This window comes from Vreelandella halophytica (assembly GCF_968193635.1).
This window is the reverse complement of record NZ_OZ309107.1, coordinates 3,662,469-3,678,074: the sequence shown is the minus strand read 5'-3', so window position 1 is coordinate 3,678,074 and position 15,606 is coordinate 3,662,469. Positions and strand designations below refer to the sequence as shown.

At 61.7% G+C, this 15,606-nt stretch carries 17 protein-coding genes; 15 read left to right on the top strand and 2 right to left on the bottom strand.

What is annotated here, in order from left to right; translation table 11 throughout:
• Position 1: 1 nt before the first annotated feature.
• From ACWHXT_RS17050 to ACWHXT_RS17040, 3 genes are read left to right on the top strand one after another with little or no spacing between them, the layout of a single operon-like run.
• The gene (locus ACWHXT_RS17050) at positions 2 to 712 is read left to right on the top strand and encodes a DUF484 family protein (RefSeq protein ID WP_447956703.1); all 711 of its coding nucleotides are present in this window, start codon (positions 2 to 4) and stop codon (positions 710 to 712) included.
• Positions 705 to 1,616 (top strand): tyrosine recombinase XerC, encoded by a 912-nt coding sequence (locus ACWHXT_RS17045; RefSeq protein WP_447956702.1) that lies wholly within the window; start codon positions 705 to 707, stop codon positions 1,614 to 1,616. The genes ACWHXT_RS17050 and ACWHXT_RS17045 overlap by 8 nt, the downstream gene beginning before the upstream one ends.
• Positions 1,613 to 2,377 carry an HAD family hydrolase gene (locus tag ACWHXT_RS17040; protein WP_447927384.1) on the top strand — a complete coding sequence of 255 codons (765 nt, stop codon included), beginning with the start codon at positions 1,613 to 1,615 and terminating at the stop codon, positions 2,375 to 2,377. The genes ACWHXT_RS17045 and ACWHXT_RS17040 overlap by 4 nt, the downstream gene beginning before the upstream one ends.
• 39 nt (positions 2,378 to 2,416) lie before the next feature.
• On the opposite strand, the gene yihA is transcribed toward ACWHXT_RS17040, so the two are convergent.
• Positions 2,417 to 3,076: a ribosome biogenesis GTP-binding protein YihA/YsxC gene (yihA, locus tag ACWHXT_RS17035; protein ID WP_447927383.1), complete on the bottom strand. Its 660-nt coding sequence runs from the start codon at positions 3,074 to 3,076 to the stop codon at positions 2,417 to 2,419.
• Between the two features lie 326 nt (positions 3,077 to 3,402).
• On the opposite strand from yihA, the gene ACWHXT_RS17030 reads away from it, so the two are divergent.
• The 6 genes from ACWHXT_RS17030 to dtd all read left to right on the top strand — a co-directional run bounded on the left by ACWHXT_RS17030 (position 3,403) and on the right by dtd (position 8,260).
• Entirely contained in the window at positions 3,403 to 4,035 is a 633-nt protein-coding gene (locus ACWHXT_RS17030) for a thiol:disulfide interchange protein DsbA/DsbL (RefSeq protein WP_447956701.1), read from the top strand.
• 5 nt (positions 4,036 to 4,040) lie between these two features.
• Positions 4,041 to 4,889 (top strand): endonuclease/exonuclease/phosphatase family protein, encoded by an 849-nt coding sequence (locus ACWHXT_RS17025; protein WP_447929185.1) that lies wholly within the window; start codon positions 4,041 to 4,043, stop codon positions 4,887 to 4,889.
• 133 nt (positions 4,890 to 5,022) lie between these two features.
• Complete coding sequence (locus ACWHXT_RS17020; RefSeq protein WP_447956700.1) at positions 5,023 to 5,571, top strand: TRAP transporter small permease subunit; 549 nt, start codon at positions 5,023 to 5,025, stop codon at positions 5,569 to 5,571.
• A gap of 20 nt (positions 5,572 to 5,591) precedes the next feature.
• A complete protein-coding gene (locus ACWHXT_RS17015) occupies positions 5,592 to 6,983 on the top strand; it encodes a TRAP transporter large permease (protein WP_447929184.1) in 1,392 nt (463 codons plus the stop codon).
• A gap of 13 nt (positions 6,984 to 6,996) precedes the next feature.
• Positions 6,997 to 7,818: a bifunctional hydroxymethylpyrimidine kinase/phosphomethylpyrimidine kinase gene (thiD, locus tag ACWHXT_RS17010; RefSeq protein ID WP_447958063.1), complete on the top strand. Its 822-nt coding sequence runs from the start codon at positions 6,997 to 6,999 to the stop codon at positions 7,816 to 7,818.
• Position 7,819: 1 nt separating this feature from the next.
• Positions 7,820 to 8,260: a D-aminoacyl-tRNA deacylase gene (dtd, locus tag ACWHXT_RS17005; protein ID WP_447956699.1), complete on the top strand. Its 441-nt coding sequence runs from the start codon at positions 7,820 to 7,822 to the stop codon at positions 8,258 to 8,260.
• A 156-nt stretch (positions 8,261 to 8,416) separates the two neighbouring features.
• Here the strand turns inward: dtd and ACWHXT_RS17000 are convergent, their stop codons facing one another.
• Positions 8,417 to 10,357, bottom strand: coding sequence for an ABC-F family ATP-binding cassette domain-containing protein (locus tag ACWHXT_RS17000; protein ID WP_447956698.1), 1,941 nt, complete (start codon positions 10,355 to 10,357; stop codon positions 8,417 to 8,419).
• Between the two features lie 26 nt (positions 10,358 to 10,383).
• Between ACWHXT_RS17000 and ACWHXT_RS16995 the strand changes: the two genes are divergently transcribed.
• From ACWHXT_RS16995 to ACWHXT_RS16970, 6 genes are all read left to right on the top strand, one after another.
• Entirely contained in the window at positions 10,384 to 10,956 is a 573-nt protein-coding gene (locus ACWHXT_RS16995) for a TIGR02444 family protein (protein WP_447956697.1), read from the top strand.
• Positions 10,957 to 11,114: 158 nt separating this feature from the next.
• Positions 11,115 to 12,164, top strand: coding sequence for a TRAP transporter substrate-binding protein (locus ACWHXT_RS16990; protein WP_447927379.1), 1,050 nt, complete (start codon positions 11,115 to 11,117; stop codon positions 12,162 to 12,164).
• Between the two features lie 143 nt (positions 12,165 to 12,307).
• Positions 12,308 to 12,886, top strand: coding sequence for a TRAP transporter small permease (locus tag ACWHXT_RS16985; protein ID WP_447927378.1), 579 nt, complete (start codon positions 12,308 to 12,310; stop codon positions 12,884 to 12,886).
• A gap of 29 nt (positions 12,887 to 12,915) precedes the next feature.
• A complete protein-coding gene (locus tag ACWHXT_RS16980) occupies positions 12,916 to 14,199 on the top strand; it encodes a TRAP transporter large permease (protein ID WP_447956696.1) in 1,284 nt (427 codons plus the stop codon).
• Positions 14,200 to 14,217: 18 nt separating this feature from the next.
• Positions 14,218 to 14,661, top strand: coding sequence for a universal stress protein (locus ACWHXT_RS16975; protein ID WP_447927376.1), 444 nt, complete (start codon positions 14,218 to 14,220; stop codon positions 14,659 to 14,661).
• 128 nt (positions 14,662 to 14,789) lie between these two features.
• A complete protein-coding gene (locus tag ACWHXT_RS16970; protein ID WP_447956695.1) occupies positions 14,790 to 15,500 on the top strand; it encodes an FKBP-type peptidyl-prolyl cis-trans isomerase in 711 nt (236 codons plus the stop codon).
• Positions 15,501 to 15,606: the final 106 nt, after the last annotated feature.

Genomic DNA, 15,606 nt, shown 5'->3' with positions numbered 1-15,606 from the left:
GATGTCGCAAGCCCCCGAGCCGCGCAAAACGCTCGACCCGGACCAGGTCGCCTTTTGGCTGGCCCGCCATCCGGATTTTTTCGTCGGCCGGGAGGGCCTGCTTCAGCAGCTCAAGGTGCCGCACCCGGATATCGGCGGCGCCGTGTCGCTTCTGGAGCGGCTGGTGCTGGATCTTCGCCAGCGGGCAGAAGGCGCCGAGGGGCGCCTGGAGCACCTGCTGGAAACCGCCCGGCACAACGAGGCGCAGTACCGGCGCCTGCGTGAAACGATGCTTTCGCTGATCGAAGCCGAGGACCGGGACGCCCTGGCCCAGGCGCTGGCCACCCAGCTGAGCGAGCGCTTCGACACGCCGGCCATGGCGCTTTGGTGCCCGTCCGCGTTGAGCGACGATGAGCCCGCGCTGCCCCAGCCGCCGCGCCACGTGCTCGACCAGCACGCCACTACGCGGCTGAGCGCGCTACTCGATGGCCGCAGCAGCCGCTGCGCGAAGCTTAGTGTGAGCGACTGGAAACGCCTATTGCCCCATACCAAAGCGCCGCGCAAGGCCGGGTCGTGTGCCATTTCGCGCCTCTCCGCCGGCGAGCCCATGGGCTATCTGGTGCTGGCGAGCCCGGATGCGGAGTGCTACAAGGCGAGCATGGACACGCTATTTACCGAGTACCTGGGCGATATCGTCGCCAGGCTGTTGCAGCGTCTGGGGCCGCATGGCTGACCCGACGCTTACCCTCGCGGATGCCATCGACCGCTACCTGACCACGCTCGCCAGGCGGGCGAGCCCGGCGACGGTGGCGGGCTACCGTCAGGATCTAGCCGCGTTCGCGCGGTTTGCCGACAAGCGCGGGATCACCGAGGTCACCGCCCTCGACGCGCCGCTGGCGCGCGCATTTTTGGGGGCCGAGCGAAGCCGCGGGCTCGCCCCTCGTAGCCTGGCGCGGCGCCGCGCCGCGCTCTCCCGCTTTGCCGATGACCTGGTAAGCCAGGAGGTGCTGGCGGACAACCCGATCAAGCTGCTGCGCACCCCCAAACAGCCCAGCCACCTGCCAAGGCCGCTGGATGTGGATATTCTGGCGCAGTTTCTCGACACCCCTCACGACGGCTCGCTGCTGGCCCAGCGCGACCAGGCGATGCTCGAGCTTTTCTACTCCAGCGGGCTGCGCCTGGCCGAGCTTGCCGCGCTGGATGTGACGAGCCTGAATGCGGGCTACGTGCGGGTGCTGGGCAAGGGCGGCAAGCCCCGCCAGGTGCCGGTCGGTGGCCGCGCCCGCGCCGCGCTCGATCAGTGGCTCGCGGGCCGCGGCGGCTGGGCCGGGGAGGAGACTGCGCTGTTTATCGGCCGCCAGGGCCGGCGCCTTGGCCACCGCGCCATTCAAAAGCGCCTGGCGCAGCTTTCTATCGAGCGCGGCCTGCCCGAGCACTTGCACCCGCACCGGCTGCGCCACTCCTTTGCCAGCCACCTGCTGGAGTCGAGCCAGGACCTGCGCGCGGTGCAGGAGCTTTTGGGCCACGCCAACCTGGCCACCACCCAGGTCTACACCCGTCTTGACTGGCAGCATCTGGCCCAGAGCTACGACGCCGCGCACCCCCGTGCCAAACGCCGCCCCCGGAGCGAGCCATGACCGAATCAAGAGCCGAACCAAGAGCCGAGCTAAAAGCCATCACCTTCGATCTCGACGATACGCTTTGGGATAATCACGGCGTGATGCTGAAAACCGAGCAGGGCCATTACCAGTGGCTGTTGAATGCGCTGGCCGAGTGGCAGCGCGGGCGCGGCGAAGCGCCGCTTGCGATCGACTTCGAAGAAGGTCTGGCGGATTACCTGACAAGGCGTCAGGCATTTGCAAAAGCGACCCCCAAGCGCCGGGGCGACTTCACCTGGCTGCGCCTTCGCGCCCTCGAGGCGCAGTTGGAGGCGGCGGGGCTTACGCGCAGTAGCGCCATTTTGTGGGCGGCGGCGGCGATGAACGAGTTCCACCGCTTGCGCGTGCAGGTGACGCCGCACCCGGAAGCCGCCGAGCTACTCGAGACGCTGGGCCAGCGCTTTCACCTGGCGGCCATCACCAACGGCAATATTCACCTCAAGCGCCAGCCCCTGGCCGCCTACTTTCCCATCGCCGTGGCGGCCGGGGAGCTTTTTGCGCCCAAGCCCGACCCCCATGCGTTCGTCACCGTGCTCGAGCAGATGAACGTCGATCCACACAACGCCATGCACGTCGGCGACTCCTGGGAGGAGGACGTGCTACCGGCCAGCCGCTTAGGGATGCACGCGGTGTGGATCGCCGCCGAGAGCGACCAGGTGCTGCCCAGCCGCGTTTACCGGCTGAGCCACGTCAAGGAGTTGCCCGCGCTGATCGAACGGCTGGAGAACGCGGCGGGCTGAGTTATTGGACTGAGTGATGGGACTTGGTTTTGGACCGAGTTATTCGGGCTCCGGGGCGTCGAGCCAGCGGTCCAGGGTCTGGCAAAGCGTGGGCACGCCGTCGCGTTTGAGCGACGAGAAAAGCTGCACCGATACCAGGTCTTCCCACTCGACAAGGCGCGAGCGCACTTTTTGAAGTGACGCGCTCGCCGGGCCCTTTTTCAGTTTGTCCGCCTTGGTGAGCAGAATGTGCACCGGCAGCCCACGCTGGTCGGCCACGTCGAGCATGGTCAGGTCGAACTCGGTCAGCGGGTGGCGCACGTCCATCAACAGCACCACGCCTTTCAGGCTAAAGCGCGCGGTCAGGTACTCGGAAAGATGGCGCTGCCACTCGAGCTTGACCGACTCGGGCACCTTGGCGTAGCCGTAGCCGGGCAGATCCACCATGCGCGTGGCGGGGTTGTTCATCAGGCTGAAGAAGTTGATCAGTTGCGTGCGCCCGGGCGTACGTGAGGTGCGCGCCAGTGCTTTTTGCTGGGTCAGCGCGTTGATCGCGCTCGACTTACCCGCGTTCGAGCGCCCGGCGAAGGCGACTTCGGCGCCGGTATCGTCCGGGCAGAGGCCCAGGTGCGGGGCGCTCACCATGAACTGAGCGGTGGCGTAATTAAGGCGCGGGCTAGCCGGGCGAGGGCTTTCGCTTTCGCGATCTTGAGTCGGCATGGAAAAGATCCTGAATGCTTGAGTCACACATCAAGGCTACCCTGAAGCAGTAAATCCTGGCCCGCACAGTGGCCGGTTCAGAGGCGGCCATTTAAGCCATGGGCGGGATTCGTTACACTTGGTCAGGCCGGTAGGCTTGCTGAAAACGCTAGTGTAACACTGGACGGCGGCGAAAAAGCGGGCAAGTATGGCTTTTGAATTATCTTCACCCTGCGCTTTCACTTTTGTCTGACGGGCTCAGGCGCGGGCTATAAAGGGCCTTACCCGGGAACCGCTTGGCGGTTACGAGAGTCATAGGCTTCGCTCAACTTTGGAGAATTTTTATAATGCTTAAAGTATTCGTGGCGGCCCTGGCCGGTCTTACCCTTTCCGCTGGCGTCAGCGCCCAGGACGTCGTAGAAGGGCAGGATTATACCCTGCTGGAAAACCCGGTAGCGACCGTAGCCGACGACGCCAACGTCGAAGTCACCGAAGTGTTCTGGTTTGGCTGCCCGCACTGCTACGCCCTGCAGGAGCCGGTCAACGAGTGGTACGAAACCCTGGATGACGATGTCGAGATCGTCAAAATGCCGGCCACCATGGGCGGCAACTGGAACACCCACGCGACCGCCTTCTACGCCGCCCAGTCGCTGGGTATCGAAGAAGACCTGCACGAAGACTTTTTTGACGCGATTCATCAAAACGGCCAGTCGCTGACCGACGAAGACGACATCGCCGCGTTTTTCGCCAACTACGGCGTGAGCGAAGACGAGGCCAAAAAGGCCCTGAATTCCTTCCCGGTGCGCAGCGAAACCAACCGCGCCAACAGCCGCATGCGCGAAATGCGCCTGATGGGCGTGCCGGCGCTGATCGTTGACGGCCGCTACGTGGTCACGCCCAGCAGTGCCGGTGGTCTGGACAACATGCCGGTAATCGCCGAGGCGCTGATCGAGCGCGTGCGCAGCGAGCGTGACGAGTAATCGTGCTGAGCACCTCGGCCAACGATAAACCGCTTGGCACGGATAGCCCGCTTTGGGAAAAAGGGTCGCTGAGACTTTTGACCTTCAATCTCCAGGTGGGCATTCAAACCTCGGCGTACCATCATTACCTGACCCGTAGCTGGCAGCACTTCTTGCCCCACCCGCGCCGCGTCAAGCGGCTGGACGTGATGGGCGGGGTGCTCGGCAAGTTCGACGTGGTGGGGCTTCAAGAGGTCGACGGCGGAAGCTTTCGCTCGAGTCGCATCAATCAGGTCGAATATCTGGCCACCCAGGCCGGGTTCCCGCACCACTTCCAGCAGCTCAACCGCAACCTGGGGCGCATGGCCCAGCACAGCAACGGGCTGCTCTCCAAGCTAAAACCCAGCCGCATCGAAGAGCACCGCCTGCCCGGCACCCGAGGGCGCGGCGCCATTCACGTGCGCTTTGGCGACGGCCCGGATGCGCTGCATATTTTCGTGGCGCACCTGGCGCTTAGCCACCGCGGCCGGGTGCGCCAGCTCAACTACCTGAGCGATATCATCGCCCCGCTTCGCCACGTGGTGGTGATGGGGGACCTCAACTGCACGCCGGAGCAGCTGCACGCCCACGAGCGCTTCAGCGCCTCCTTGCCGCTGCATCCGGTCAAGCCGCTTTTGAGCTACCCCTCCTGGCAGCCGCGCCGGGCGCTGGATCATATCCTGCTCTCGCAAACCCTGGAGGCCGCCGAGGTGAACGTGCTCGATCACCTCTTCTCGGATCATCTGCCGGTCGCCGTCGATTTGCCGCTGCCCGCCGCCTGCCTGCAAGCCCTCAAGGATAGCCAGCACCAACGCCCCGCCAGCGCATCGGACTAAGCGCTATAACCGCCCGTAAGCGCTCTTTAAGCCATAAAAGGGCGCTTTGAAGGCCTATCGTGGTCGCAGGGGATGACGCAAGGGCTAGAATCAGCGATCATTTCGAGTCGATTCTTGAAGGCAGGACACCCTAATGCGTGCAAATTCTCACGAGCCGCGTCTGCTGCGCGCCCTCGATGGGCTAACCGAAGGCGTTGGCCGAGCGATCGCCTGGCTTGTGATCGTCATGATGCTGGTGCAGTTCGCCATCGTGGTGCTGCGCTACGTGATTGGAACCAACAGCATCATGATGCAAGAGTCGGTCATGTACATGCACGCCGCGGTCTTCATGCTGGGGTCGGCGTGGACGCTCAAGCACGACGGCCACGTCCGTGTGGATATCTTCTACCGCAAGCTTTCCAGTCGGGCGCGGGCATGGATCGACTTCCTCGGCACGCTCTTTTTGCTCATTCCCGTGGCGCTTTTCATCGCTATTGGAAGCGTCCACTACGTGGCGAGTAGCTGGGCCATTCTCGAACGCTCGCCCAACGGCGGCATCCCAGCGGTGTATCTCTTGAAAACGCTGATTCTGGTCATGGTGGGGCTGTTGCTTTTGCAGGCGGTGGCGCAACTGATCCGCCAGGCGCTGATTATCCGCGGCGCTCTACCCAACCCCTCCCATGAGCACGAGGAGGTCGTCTAGTGGCCGTTTTATTGGACTTCATGCCGCTGGTGCTCTTCGCCGCCGTGTGTGGCGTGTTGATGCTGGGTTACCCGGTGGCGCTGTCGCTTGCCGGCACGGCGCTGGCCTTTGCGGGTATCGGGATGGCGCTACAGGCGCTGGGCGTATCGGTGCCGTTCGAGGCGCGCATGATGGGCGCGATGCCCAACCGTCTTTACGGCATCATGACCAACTCGACGCTTTTGGCGGTGCCGCTTTTCATCCTGATGGGCGTGCTGCTGGAAAAATCCCGAGTGGCGGAGACGCTTTTAGACGCCATGGCGATGCTCTTTGGCTCGCTGCGCGGCGGGCTTGGGCTTTCGGTGGTCATCGTGGGTATGCTGCTGGCCGCCTCGACGGGTATCGTTGGCGCCACGGTGGTCACCATGGGGCTCTTGTCCTTGCCGACCATGCTCAAGCGCGGCTACTCGCCGGCGCTTGCCACCGGCACCATTTGCGCCACGGGCACCTTGGGTCAGATCATTCCGCCTTCGATCGCCCTGGTGCTACTGGGCGACGTGCTCTCCAACGCCTACCAGCAGGCGCAGCTCGCCATGGGCGTCTGGAGCCCGAAAACGCTTTCGATCGGCGATCTGTTCATCGGCGCGCTGGTGCCGGGGCTGATTCTGGTGGTGGCCTATATCGTTTATCTGTTGATCTTCGCCTGGCTCAAGCCCGCCTCGGCGCCGGCGGTGGATCGTGAGACGCTCAAGGCGGAGCTCAATCATCCGGGGGCGATTTGGCCGCTTTTGTTGAAAGGGCTGGTGCCGCCGGTGCTTTTGATCGTGGCAGTACTGGGGTCGATTCTGGGCGGTTTCGCCACGCCCACCGAGGCCTCGGCGGTCGGGGCGTTCGGCGCGCTGGTGCTGGCGGCGGCGAATCGGCGCTTGAGCTTTTCGATGCTGAGAGAGGCGCTTTACTCCACCGCCCAGGTCACCAGCATGGTGTTTTTGATTTTGATCGGCGCGGCGCTGTTTTCACTGGTGTTTCGCGCCTACGGCGGCGAGGAGCTGGTCACCAGCCTGTTCGAGTCGATGCCGGGCGGCGTGGTCGGGGCGACGATCATCGTGATGCTGGTGATCTTTTTGCTCGGCTTCATTCTCGACTTCATCGAGATCACCTTCGTGGTGGTACCGATCGTCGGGCCGGTGCTGCTCGCCATGGGGGTCGACCCCATTTGGCTGGGCATCATGATCGCCGTGAACCTGCAAACCTCTTTTTTGACGCCGCCGTTCGGCTTTGCGCTTTTCTACCTGCGCGGCGTTACGCCACCCGGTGTGCCGACCTCGGCCATCTACAAAGGGGTGATTCCGTTCATCCTGCTGCAACTGGGTATGCTGCTGGCACTGTCGCTTTTCCCGGGAATTGCGACCTGGCTTCCTTCCGTGATGTAAGAGGTAGGTAATGATGACGGACATTGCAAAGGTATTGACCATCGCCGGCTCCGACCCCTCCGGCGGCGCCGGGCTACAGGGGGATATCAAGACGTTCTCGGCGCTGGGCGTTTACGCGACCAACGTCATCACCGCGGTGATCGCGCAGAACACCCAGGGCGTGGCCCAGGTCGAGCCGGTGTCGCCTTCGATGATCCGCGTCCAGCTCGAGAACCTGTTAGCGGATGTCGAGATCGACGCGGTGAAAATCGGCATGGTGGGCAGTCGCGAGGTCGCCGAGGTGATCGCGGACGTGCTCGACAAGCACCGCCCGCGCTGGATCGTGCTCGACCCGGTGATGGTGGCGAAAAGCGGCGATATTTTGGTGGATGACGAGGGCATCCGCGCGGTGCGCGATATCCTGGTGCCGCTGGCCCATGTGATCACCCCGAACCTGCCCGAGGCCGCCGTGCTGCTGGGGTCGGCTTCGCCGAAAACGCCGGACGAAATGGAGGCGATGCTGCCCGGGCTCACCCGGCTCGGCGCGCCTTTCGTGGTGCTCAAGGGCGGCCATCTGACCGGTGAAACCTGCCCGGATCTTTTGGCGACGCCTTCTGAGCACACCTGGCTTCCCGCCTCGCGCATTGCCACCGAGAACCTGCACGGCACCGGCTGTGCGCTCTCATCGGCGGTGGCGGCGTGTCTGGCGAAGCTGCCCCTGGCGGCGGACAGCCAGGCGCCGATTGCCGCGATCAAAGAGGCCAAGCAGTGGCTGCACGCAGCGCTTGAGGCCAGCGAGCGGCTAAACGTCGGCCACGGCCGCGGGCCGGTCCATCACTTTCACCGCTGGTGGTAATATGAAGGCCTTGATTCAGCGCGTTAAAAACGCCGATGTCAGCGTCGAGGGGGAGAGCGTCGGCGCCATCGAGCAGGGGCTATTGGCCCTGGTGGGGGTGGAGCGCGGCGATAGCGAAACAGACGCGGACAAGCTTGTGCACAAACTGCTTCACTACCGCGTGTTCAGCGATTTGGAAGGCAAGATGAACGACAACCTGCAGCAGGCCGAAGGCGGTTTGCTGCTGGTCTCTCAGTTCACGCTGGCCGCCGATACCCGCAAGGGGCTGCGCCCGGGCTTTTCGAGCGCCGCCGCCCCCGAAGAGGGCGAGCGGCTCTTTAACTATCTGGTTGCCAGGGCCCGGGCGGCCTGGTCGAACGTCGAAACCGGCCGGTTCGGCGCCGATATGCAGGTAGCGCTGGTCAATGATGGGCCCGTGACCTTCATGCTCGAAAGCCGCTAGGCTCTGTCTGAAAAGTGCCTGCGCTCGACAATACAGCGTTAAAAATTGGCTCAAAATACTCATTTACACATGTAAACTCCGTTTTTTCGCCAATTTTTGCCTTGTCTTGTCTTCGCTCGTCGACTTTTCAGACAGACCCTAGCGTTCGAGCGGGCGCTAGTGCGCCTCGCTTTCGAGTATTTCGGCCTCCATCGCTTCCAGCGCCTCTTCGGCGGCGAGCCACTGCTGCTCGGCGCGCTCGACGCGCTCCTTGCAGTTGGCCTGCTCGGCCAGCGCATCCGTTAACTCGGCCTTGCGGGCAGGGTCGGTGTAGAGCTCGGCGTCGGCCAGGTTTTCTTCGACGCTCTCGAGCGCTTTTTGCGCGCTCTCCATCGCCTTTTCCGCCTTGTCGCGCTCCTTCTTCTGCGGTCTGAGCTTTTCGCGCAGCTCCGCGGCGGCCTTGCGGGACGCCTTGCGATCCACCGTCGGCGCCTGGCGCTCGTTTTTCTCCTGACGCTCCTCCCGGCGGCTCTCTTCCAGACGCGCTTTCAGCCAGGCGCGGTAGTCGTCCAGGTCGCCATCGAAGGGCTCGACGCGATGATCCGCCACCCGCCAAAACTCATCCACCGTGGCGCGCAAGAGGTGGCGGTCGTGGGAGACCAGAATCACCGTGCCCTCGAAGGCCGAGAGCGCCTGGGTGAGCGCCTCGCGCATCTCCAGGTCCAGGTGGTTGGTGGGCTCGTCGAGCAGCAAAAGATTGGGCTTTTGCCAGGCGACCAGCGCCAGTGCCAGGCGCGCCTTTTCGCCGCCGGAAAACGTGGCCACGTTGCTAAAGGCGTCGTCGCCCTTGAAGCCGAAGCCGCCGAGGAAGTTGCGAATATCCTGGTCGCTGGCGGCGGGCGAGAGGCGCTGCACGTGCACGAAGGGCGTAGAGCTTACATCGAGGCCTTCTAGCTGGTGCTGGGCGAAGTAGCCGATCGAGAGGTGCTCGCCGGGGATGCGCTTGCCGGTGAGTAATTCGAGCTCGCCGGTCAGCGACTTGATCAGCGTCGATTTACCCGCGCCGTTGGGGCCCAGCAGGCCGATTCGGCTGCCTGGCAGCAAGGAGACGTTGACCTTGTCGAGCTGCACGTTATGGCCGTTTTCGCCGGCGTAGCCCAGCTGGGCGTCGTCGAGCACCAGCAGCGGGTGGGAGGTCTTGTCCGCGGCGGGCAGGGTGAAGTGAAAGGGCGAGTCGACGTGGGCCACGGCGATCTCTTCCATACGCTCGAGCATTTTCACGCGGCTCTGCGCCTGACGGGCCTTGGTTGCCTTGGCCTTGAAGCGGGTCACGAAGCGCTCGATCTCCTCGCGCCGGGCCTGCTGCTTGGCGGCTTCGGCCTGCTGCAGCGCGAGCTTTTCCGCCCGGGTGCGCTCGAAACGCGAGTAGTTGCCGCGGTAAAGCTCGACGTCCTGGTGGTGCATGTGCACGATGTGATCGCACACCGCGTCCAGAAAGTCCCGGTCGTGGGAGATCAACAAAAGCGTGCCCGGGTAGCGGGTCAGCCAGTTCTCCAGCCACAGCAGGGCGTCCAAATCCAGGTGGTTGGTCGGCTCGTCGAGCAATAGCAAGTCGGACGGCATGAACAGGGTGCGCGCCAGGTTGACCCGCATCCGCCAGCCGCCGGAAAAGCTCGATAAGGGCTGGGTCAGATTCGCCTGCAAAAAGCCAAGGCCCACGAGCAGCTGCGCCGCGCGAGATTCGGCGGTGTAGCCATCGAGGGTTTCGATCAGGCCGTGCAGTTCGGCTTCGCGGTGGGCATCCTGGGCGTTTTGGGCATCACTCAGGTCTTGCTGGGCCTGGCGCAGGGCGGTGTCGCCGTCCAGCACGTATTCGATGATCGAACGGTCCAGCGCCTCGACCTCTTGCGCCATGTGGGCCACGCGCTGGCCGCCGCTCATTTCGATGTCGCCCTGGTCCGGGCCCAGCTCGCCAAGCAGCAGTTTGAAAAGACTCGACTTACCGGCACCATTGGCGCCGATGATGCCCGCCTTGACGCCGTTATTGAGCGTCAGGTCGGCGTTGTTCAGCAGCGTTTGCGTGCCCCGTTGCAGGGCGACTTGGCGCAGTGCGATCATGCTTTCTCCCGAATGAGGCTTACGTGATGCCCGATTCTAACCGATTGCAGCGCTTGCAGCAGGCACCGCTTTGGGATTTCGCCTGCGACTTCTACGCCTATGATGAGGTGGCGACGGCGTGTCTGACCCTTCAGGACAGCGCCGGGGTCGATGTGTGCGAACTGCTGTTTCACTGCTGGCTCTACCGATACGGGCTGCAGGCGCAAACCGCACGGCTCGAAAAAGCCCGCGCGGCGCGAAAGCACTGGCAGCAAAGCGTGACGCAAACCCTTCGCGCGCTGCGCCGCGACCTAAAACCCGACGCCGCCCACAGCACCTCGATTGCCAGGCTGCGCGAGACGATCAAAACCGCCGAGCTTCAAGCCGAAAAAGAAAATCTCCAGGCCTGGCAGGCGTTTATCGAGCAAACATCCCATGCTGTATCCGCGATTGACGAAGTCGGCAGAAGCGCGCGTGATGTCGGTATTTGGCTGCAAAGTAGGCTTTTTTCGCTCACTTTTGTCCAGAGCCAAAAACGCATGAACGAGCAGGGCCGAGACGTTGAAAGCGCCTGGCGCACGCTGGTGCGCCGCCTTGACCCCGTTAACTGTGCGCGCTAGCCTCAAATTAAGCTATTTTTGAATAACGCGTGGTTTTTGAGTTGCCGTGCCCGCTTTCAAACGTAGCGGGTAATGCATCGACTCCTGCGCTAGCCGTTATTCGAAAATGGATTTTTGCGCACTTCTTGACGCGCTTACCACTGCAAGGGGAACACTGCATGAAGGCTCATAAGGCTTTATCAACGCGCTCGGTCACCTCGAAACTTCTTACCTCGGCAAGCGTAGGCGCGCTGCTGTTCGGGCTAAGCGCCACCGCCCAGGCAGACAACTGGCGTTATGCCCACGAAGAGTACGAGGGCGATGTTCAAGACGTCTTCGCGGTGGCGTTCAAGGAGTACGTCGAGGATAACTCCGACCATACCGTTCAGGTTTATCGCTTTGGCGAGCTGGGCGAGTCCGACGACATCATGGAGCAGACGCAAAACGGTATTCTGCAGTTCGTCAACCAGTCTCCCGGCTTTACCGGCGCGCTCATTCCCGAAGCGCAGATTTTCTTCATTCCGTACCTGCTGCCCACCGATGAGCAAACCGTTCTCACGTTCTTCGATGAAAGTGAAGCGATCAACGAGACGTTCCCCGAGCTCTATGCCGAACAGGGCCTCGAGCTTTTGCAGATGTATCCGGAAGGCGAAATGGTGATCACCACCAATGAGCCGATCAGCTCGCCGGAGGACATGAGCAACAAGAAAATTCGTACCATGACCAACCCGCTGCTGTCCGAAACCTACAGCGCGTTTGGCGCCACGCCGACACCGCTGCCTTGGGGCGAGGTTTACGGCGGTTTGCAGACCGGTATTCTCGACGGTCAGGAAAACCCGATTTTCTGGATCGAGTCCGGCGGTCTTTACGAGGTGTCGCCCCACCTGACCTTTACCGGTCACGGCTGGTTCACCACCGCGATGATGGCCAACCAGGACTTCTACGCCGGGCTCTCCGAGGAAGACCAGCAGCTGGTACAAGAGGCGACCGAGGCGGCCTACGAGCACACCATGGAGCATATCCAGGGGCTGGCCGAAGAATCCCTGGAGAAAATCCAGGCGGCCTCCGACGAAGTGACCGTTACTCGCTTGAACGACGAGCAGATCGAGGCGTTCCGCGAGCGTGCTCCCCAGGTCGAAGAAGAGTTTCTTGAAATGACCGGTGAGCGTGGCGCCGAGCTTCTCGAGCAGTTCAAGGCCGATCTCGAAGCCGTCAATAACGAGTCATGAAGCGCCTGCCATCTTACGTTGGCACCACAAAGCAATGACGCAGGGGCAGCCACGGCTGCCCCTTTTTTGTGTCACCGGTTGACCATGGCCGTTTAACCACCACTTTCCAGACGCTACTTTTAAAACCGCTCAAGGAGAAACCCATGACCGATGAAGAAGCCGAAGATAACTACCGCTCGGGGTTACCCGGCGTGCTGGGCATGATCGACACCGCAATTAGCAAAATCGAGTCAGTGATTCTGGCGCTAGGGGTTTTGCTAATGGCGTTGAATACGGTAGTCAACGTGATTGCCCGGTTCGTGTTTGGCAACAGCATCATGTTTTCCGGCGAGCTAAACCGTATTTTGATCATCATGATCACCTTCGCGGGTATCGGCTACGCTGCCCGCCACGGGCGTCATATCCGCATGTCGGCGATTTACGATGCGCTGCCGGTGGGCGGGCGCCGGGCGCTGATGATCGTGATTTCGCTTTTTACCTCGCTCGTCATGTTCTTTCTGCTCTACTACTCGGTGGTGTACATCCTCGATCTTTATAGCAAGGGGCGGGTGCTGCCCTCGCTCGGGCTGCCCATCTGGATGATCTATATCTGGGTGCCCATGGGGTTTTTGATCACCGCGCTTCAGTACTTGCTGACCGCGATCAAGAACCTGACCAGCCACGACGTCTACCTCTCGACCGGCGTCGTGGACGGCTACAAAGATACCGAAACAGAAGTCTAACAAGCATAAGGCAGGCTTAGGGAAACACTATGACGACGATAATGGTAGTGACCATGATCGCCCTGCTGTTGCTGGGCTTTCCAATGATGGTGCCGCTGATTACCGCCGCGGTAATCGGCTTTTATATGATGTTCAACGGCTTCGGCCAGATGGATACGCTGATTCAGCAGATGATGGCGGGTATTCGTCCGGCCTCCCTGATCGCCGTCCCCATGTTCATTCTCGCCGCCGATATCATGACCCGGGGGCAATCGGCCAATCGGCTGATCGAAATGGTGATGTCGTTTATCGGCCATATCAAGGGGGGCCTTGCAGTGAGTACCGCCGCCTCGTGTACCCTGTTTGGCGCGGTGTCCGGCTCCACTCAGGCAACGGTGGTGGCGGTGGGTTCGCCGCTTCGCCCCAAAATGCTCAAGGCCGGCTACTCGGACTCTTTTACGCTGGCGCTGATCATCAACGCCAGCGACATCGCCTTTTTGATTCCGCCGAGTATCGGCATGATCATCTACGGGGTCATTTCCGGCACCTCCATCGGCGAGCTATTCATCGCCGGTATCGGGCCGGGCCTTCTGATTTTGTTCATGTTTTCGGCGTATTGCATCCTGTATGCGATCGTCAAGGATGTTCCCACCGAGCCCCGCTCGAGCTGGAAAGAGCGCGGCCTGGCGGTGCAAAAGGCGCTCTGGCCCCTGGGCTTTCCGGTCATCATCGTCGGCGGTATCTACGGCGGGGTATTCAGCCCCACCGAGGCGGCGGCGGCCTGCGTGCTCTACGCGGTACTGCTGGAGTTCGTGGTGTTTCGTTCGCTAAAGATGAACGACATCTACACGATCGCCAAATCCACCGGTTTGATCACCGCGGTGGTGTTCATTTTGGTGGCGGTGGGTAACGGTTTCTCCTGGATCATTTCCTTTGCCCAGATCCCCCAGGCCATTCTGGAAGCGGTAGGCGTCAACGAGGCAGGCCCCACCGGGGTATTGATCGCGATCTGCGTGTCGTTTTTCATCGCCTGTATGTTCGTCGACCCGATCGTGGTGATTCTGGTGCTCACGCCCATCTTCGCCCCGGCCATTGCCGCCACGGGCCTGGACCCGGTGCTGGTGGGTATCCTGATCACGCTGCAGGTGGCCATCGGCTCGGCCACGCCACCCTTTGGGTGCGATATCTTCACCGCCATCGCGATATTCAAGCGCCCGTACCTGGACGTCATCAAGGGAACGCCGCCGTTTATCTTCATTTTGATTCTCGCTGCGGCGCTTTTGATCATGTTCCCGCAGATCGCGCTGTTTTTACGCGATGTCGCCTTTCGTTGAACGCAAGGAGTGTGAGGCATGTTTCATCGTATCCTGATACCGGTGGATGGCTCGAAGGGCGCCGTGAAGGCGCTCGAAAAGGCAGTCAGCCTTCACCTTCTAACCGGTGCGGAGCTCTACATTCTGTGCGTTTTCAAACACCACAGCCTTTTAGAGGCGTCGCTTTCCATGGTGAGGCCTAACCGGCTCGACATTCCCGACGACGCCTTGAAAGAGTACGCCACCGAAATCGCCGTCTACGCCAAGTCCCACGCGGTGGAGCTGGGGGCGGAGGCCTCCAAAGTGCGCGCCTTCGTAAAGGGCGGGCGGCCATCGCGTACCATCGTGCGCTTTGCCCGAAAACGGGAGTGCGATTTGACCGTGATTGGGGCCCAAGGCACCAACGGCGACAAGAATTTATTGCTGGGCAGCGTTTCGCAACGCGTCGCGGGAGCATCGCACTGTCCTACACTGGTGGTGTAGTCTTAAACCTTTGACGCAACATAAGGTCTTAAGCGAAGGTAAGCGTATCGTGTCAGCGAACGCTTTGCGCAGAACAGCGACACCGCATTTATTAGCCGGCGCACAGCGTCCTTGAAGAAGGTTTTAAAATGAAAGCAATGGTCTCTACTACGTTCAAAACCACATTCAAAACCGCGGCTTTGACGGGTCTTCTATTGGTGGCCCCCTTTGCCGCCGCCGAGCCGGAAACCGACGAGCAGCGCCTGGCCTACAGCCTGGGCGTTACGCTGGGTGAAAGCATGCAAGCCGATGTCGAAGATCTCGATATCGATACCTTTTCCGAAGGTATGCGCGACGTGTTCGAAGGCAACGAGCTTGCCTTGAGTGAAGAAGAGATGATGGAGACGCTGGTCGCGTTCCAACAGCGCTCCATGCAGGAGCGTGAAGAGCAGGCCGCCGAAATCGCCGAAATGAACCAGCAAGAAGGCGAAGAGTACCTCGAGGAAAACGCCGAGCGCGAAGGCGTCGAAGTCACCGAATCCGGCCTGCAGTATGAAGTGCTCGAGTCCGGCGAAGACGACGGTCAATCCCCCGGCCCCGAAGATACGGTGGAAGTGAACTACGAAGGCATGCTGCTCGACGGCACCGTGTTCGACAGCTCGTTCGAGCGCGGCGAGTCGGTCACCTTCCAGGTCAACCAGGTGATCGAAGGTTGGCAGGAAGCGCTCCAGATGATGAGCGTCGGCGATAGCTGGATGATCTACATTCCGTCCGAGCTTGCTTACGGCGAGCAGGGCCAGGGCCCGATCGGTCCCAACGAGATGCTCACCTTCCGCGTCGAACTGCTGGGTATCGAGTAAGTATAAGCCCGTGCCTTTAAGCTACTCTGCGCCGCTTTTTAGCGGCGCTTTTAGTATCAGGGGCGCTTGGTCATCGTTTAAACGCCTTACGGTAAACAGAGTTTTC

Bases quoted from the DNA above. Each gene is read 5' to 3' on its own strand.
- ACWHXT_RS16995 (WP_447956697.1), top strand. From the start codon at position 10,384: ATGCCCGATTCTAACCGATTGCAGCGCTTGCAGCAGGCACCGCTTTGG.
- ACWHXT_RS17045 (WP_447956702.1), top strand. From the start codon at position 705: ATGGCTGACCCGACGCTTACCCTCGCGGATGCCATCGACCGCTACCTG.
- ACWHXT_RS17050 (WP_447956703.1), top strand. From the start codon at position 2: ATGTCGCAAGCCCCCGAGCCGCGCAAAACGCTCGACCCGGACCAGGTC.
- ACWHXT_RS16975 (WP_447927376.1), top strand. From the start codon at position 14,218: ATGTTTCATCGTATCCTGATACCGGTGGATGGCTCGAAGGGCGCCGTG.
- thiD (WP_447958063.1), top strand. From the start codon at position 6,997: ATGACGGACATTGCAAAGGTATTGACCATCGCCGGCTCCGACCCCTCC.
- ACWHXT_RS16980 (WP_447956696.1), top strand. From the start codon at position 12,916: ATGACGACGATAATGGTAGTGACCATGATCGCCCTGCTGTTGCTGGGC.
- ACWHXT_RS17000 (WP_447956698.1), bottom strand. From the start codon at position 10,357: ATGATCGCACTGCGCCAAGTCGCCCTGCAACGGGGCACGCAAACGCTG.
- ACWHXT_RS17020 (WP_447956700.1), top strand. From the start codon at position 5,023: ATGCGTGCAAATTCTCACGAGCCGCGTCTGCTGCGCGCCCTCGATGGG.
- ACWHXT_RS16985 (WP_447927378.1), top strand. From the start codon at position 12,308: ATGACCGATGAAGAAGCCGAAGATAACTACCGCTCGGGGTTACCCGGC.
- ACWHXT_RS17030 (WP_447956701.1), top strand. From the start codon at position 3,403: ATGCTTAAAGTATTCGTGGCGGCCCTGGCCGGTCTTACCCTTTCCGCT.
- ACWHXT_RS17015 (WP_447929184.1), top strand. From the start codon at position 5,592: ATGCCGCTGGTGCTCTTCGCCGCCGTGTGTGGCGTGTTGATGCTGGGT.
- yihA (WP_447927383.1), bottom strand. From the start codon at position 3,076: ATGCCGACTCAAGATCGCGAAAGCGAAAGCCCTCGCCCGGCTAGCCCG.
- ACWHXT_RS17040 (WP_447927384.1), top strand. From the start codon at position 1,613: ATGACCGAATCAAGAGCCGAACCAAGAGCCGAGCTAAAAGCCATCACC.
- ACWHXT_RS16970 (WP_447956695.1), top strand. From the start codon at position 14,790: ATGAAAGCAATGGTCTCTACTACGTTCAAAACCACATTCAAAACCGCG.
- ACWHXT_RS16990 (WP_447927379.1), top strand. From the start codon at position 11,115: ATGAAGGCTCATAAGGCTTTATCAACGCGCTCGGTCACCTCGAAACTT.
- dtd (WP_447956699.1), top strand. From the start codon at position 7,820: ATGAAGGCCTTGATTCAGCGCGTTAAAAACGCCGATGTCAGCGTCGAG.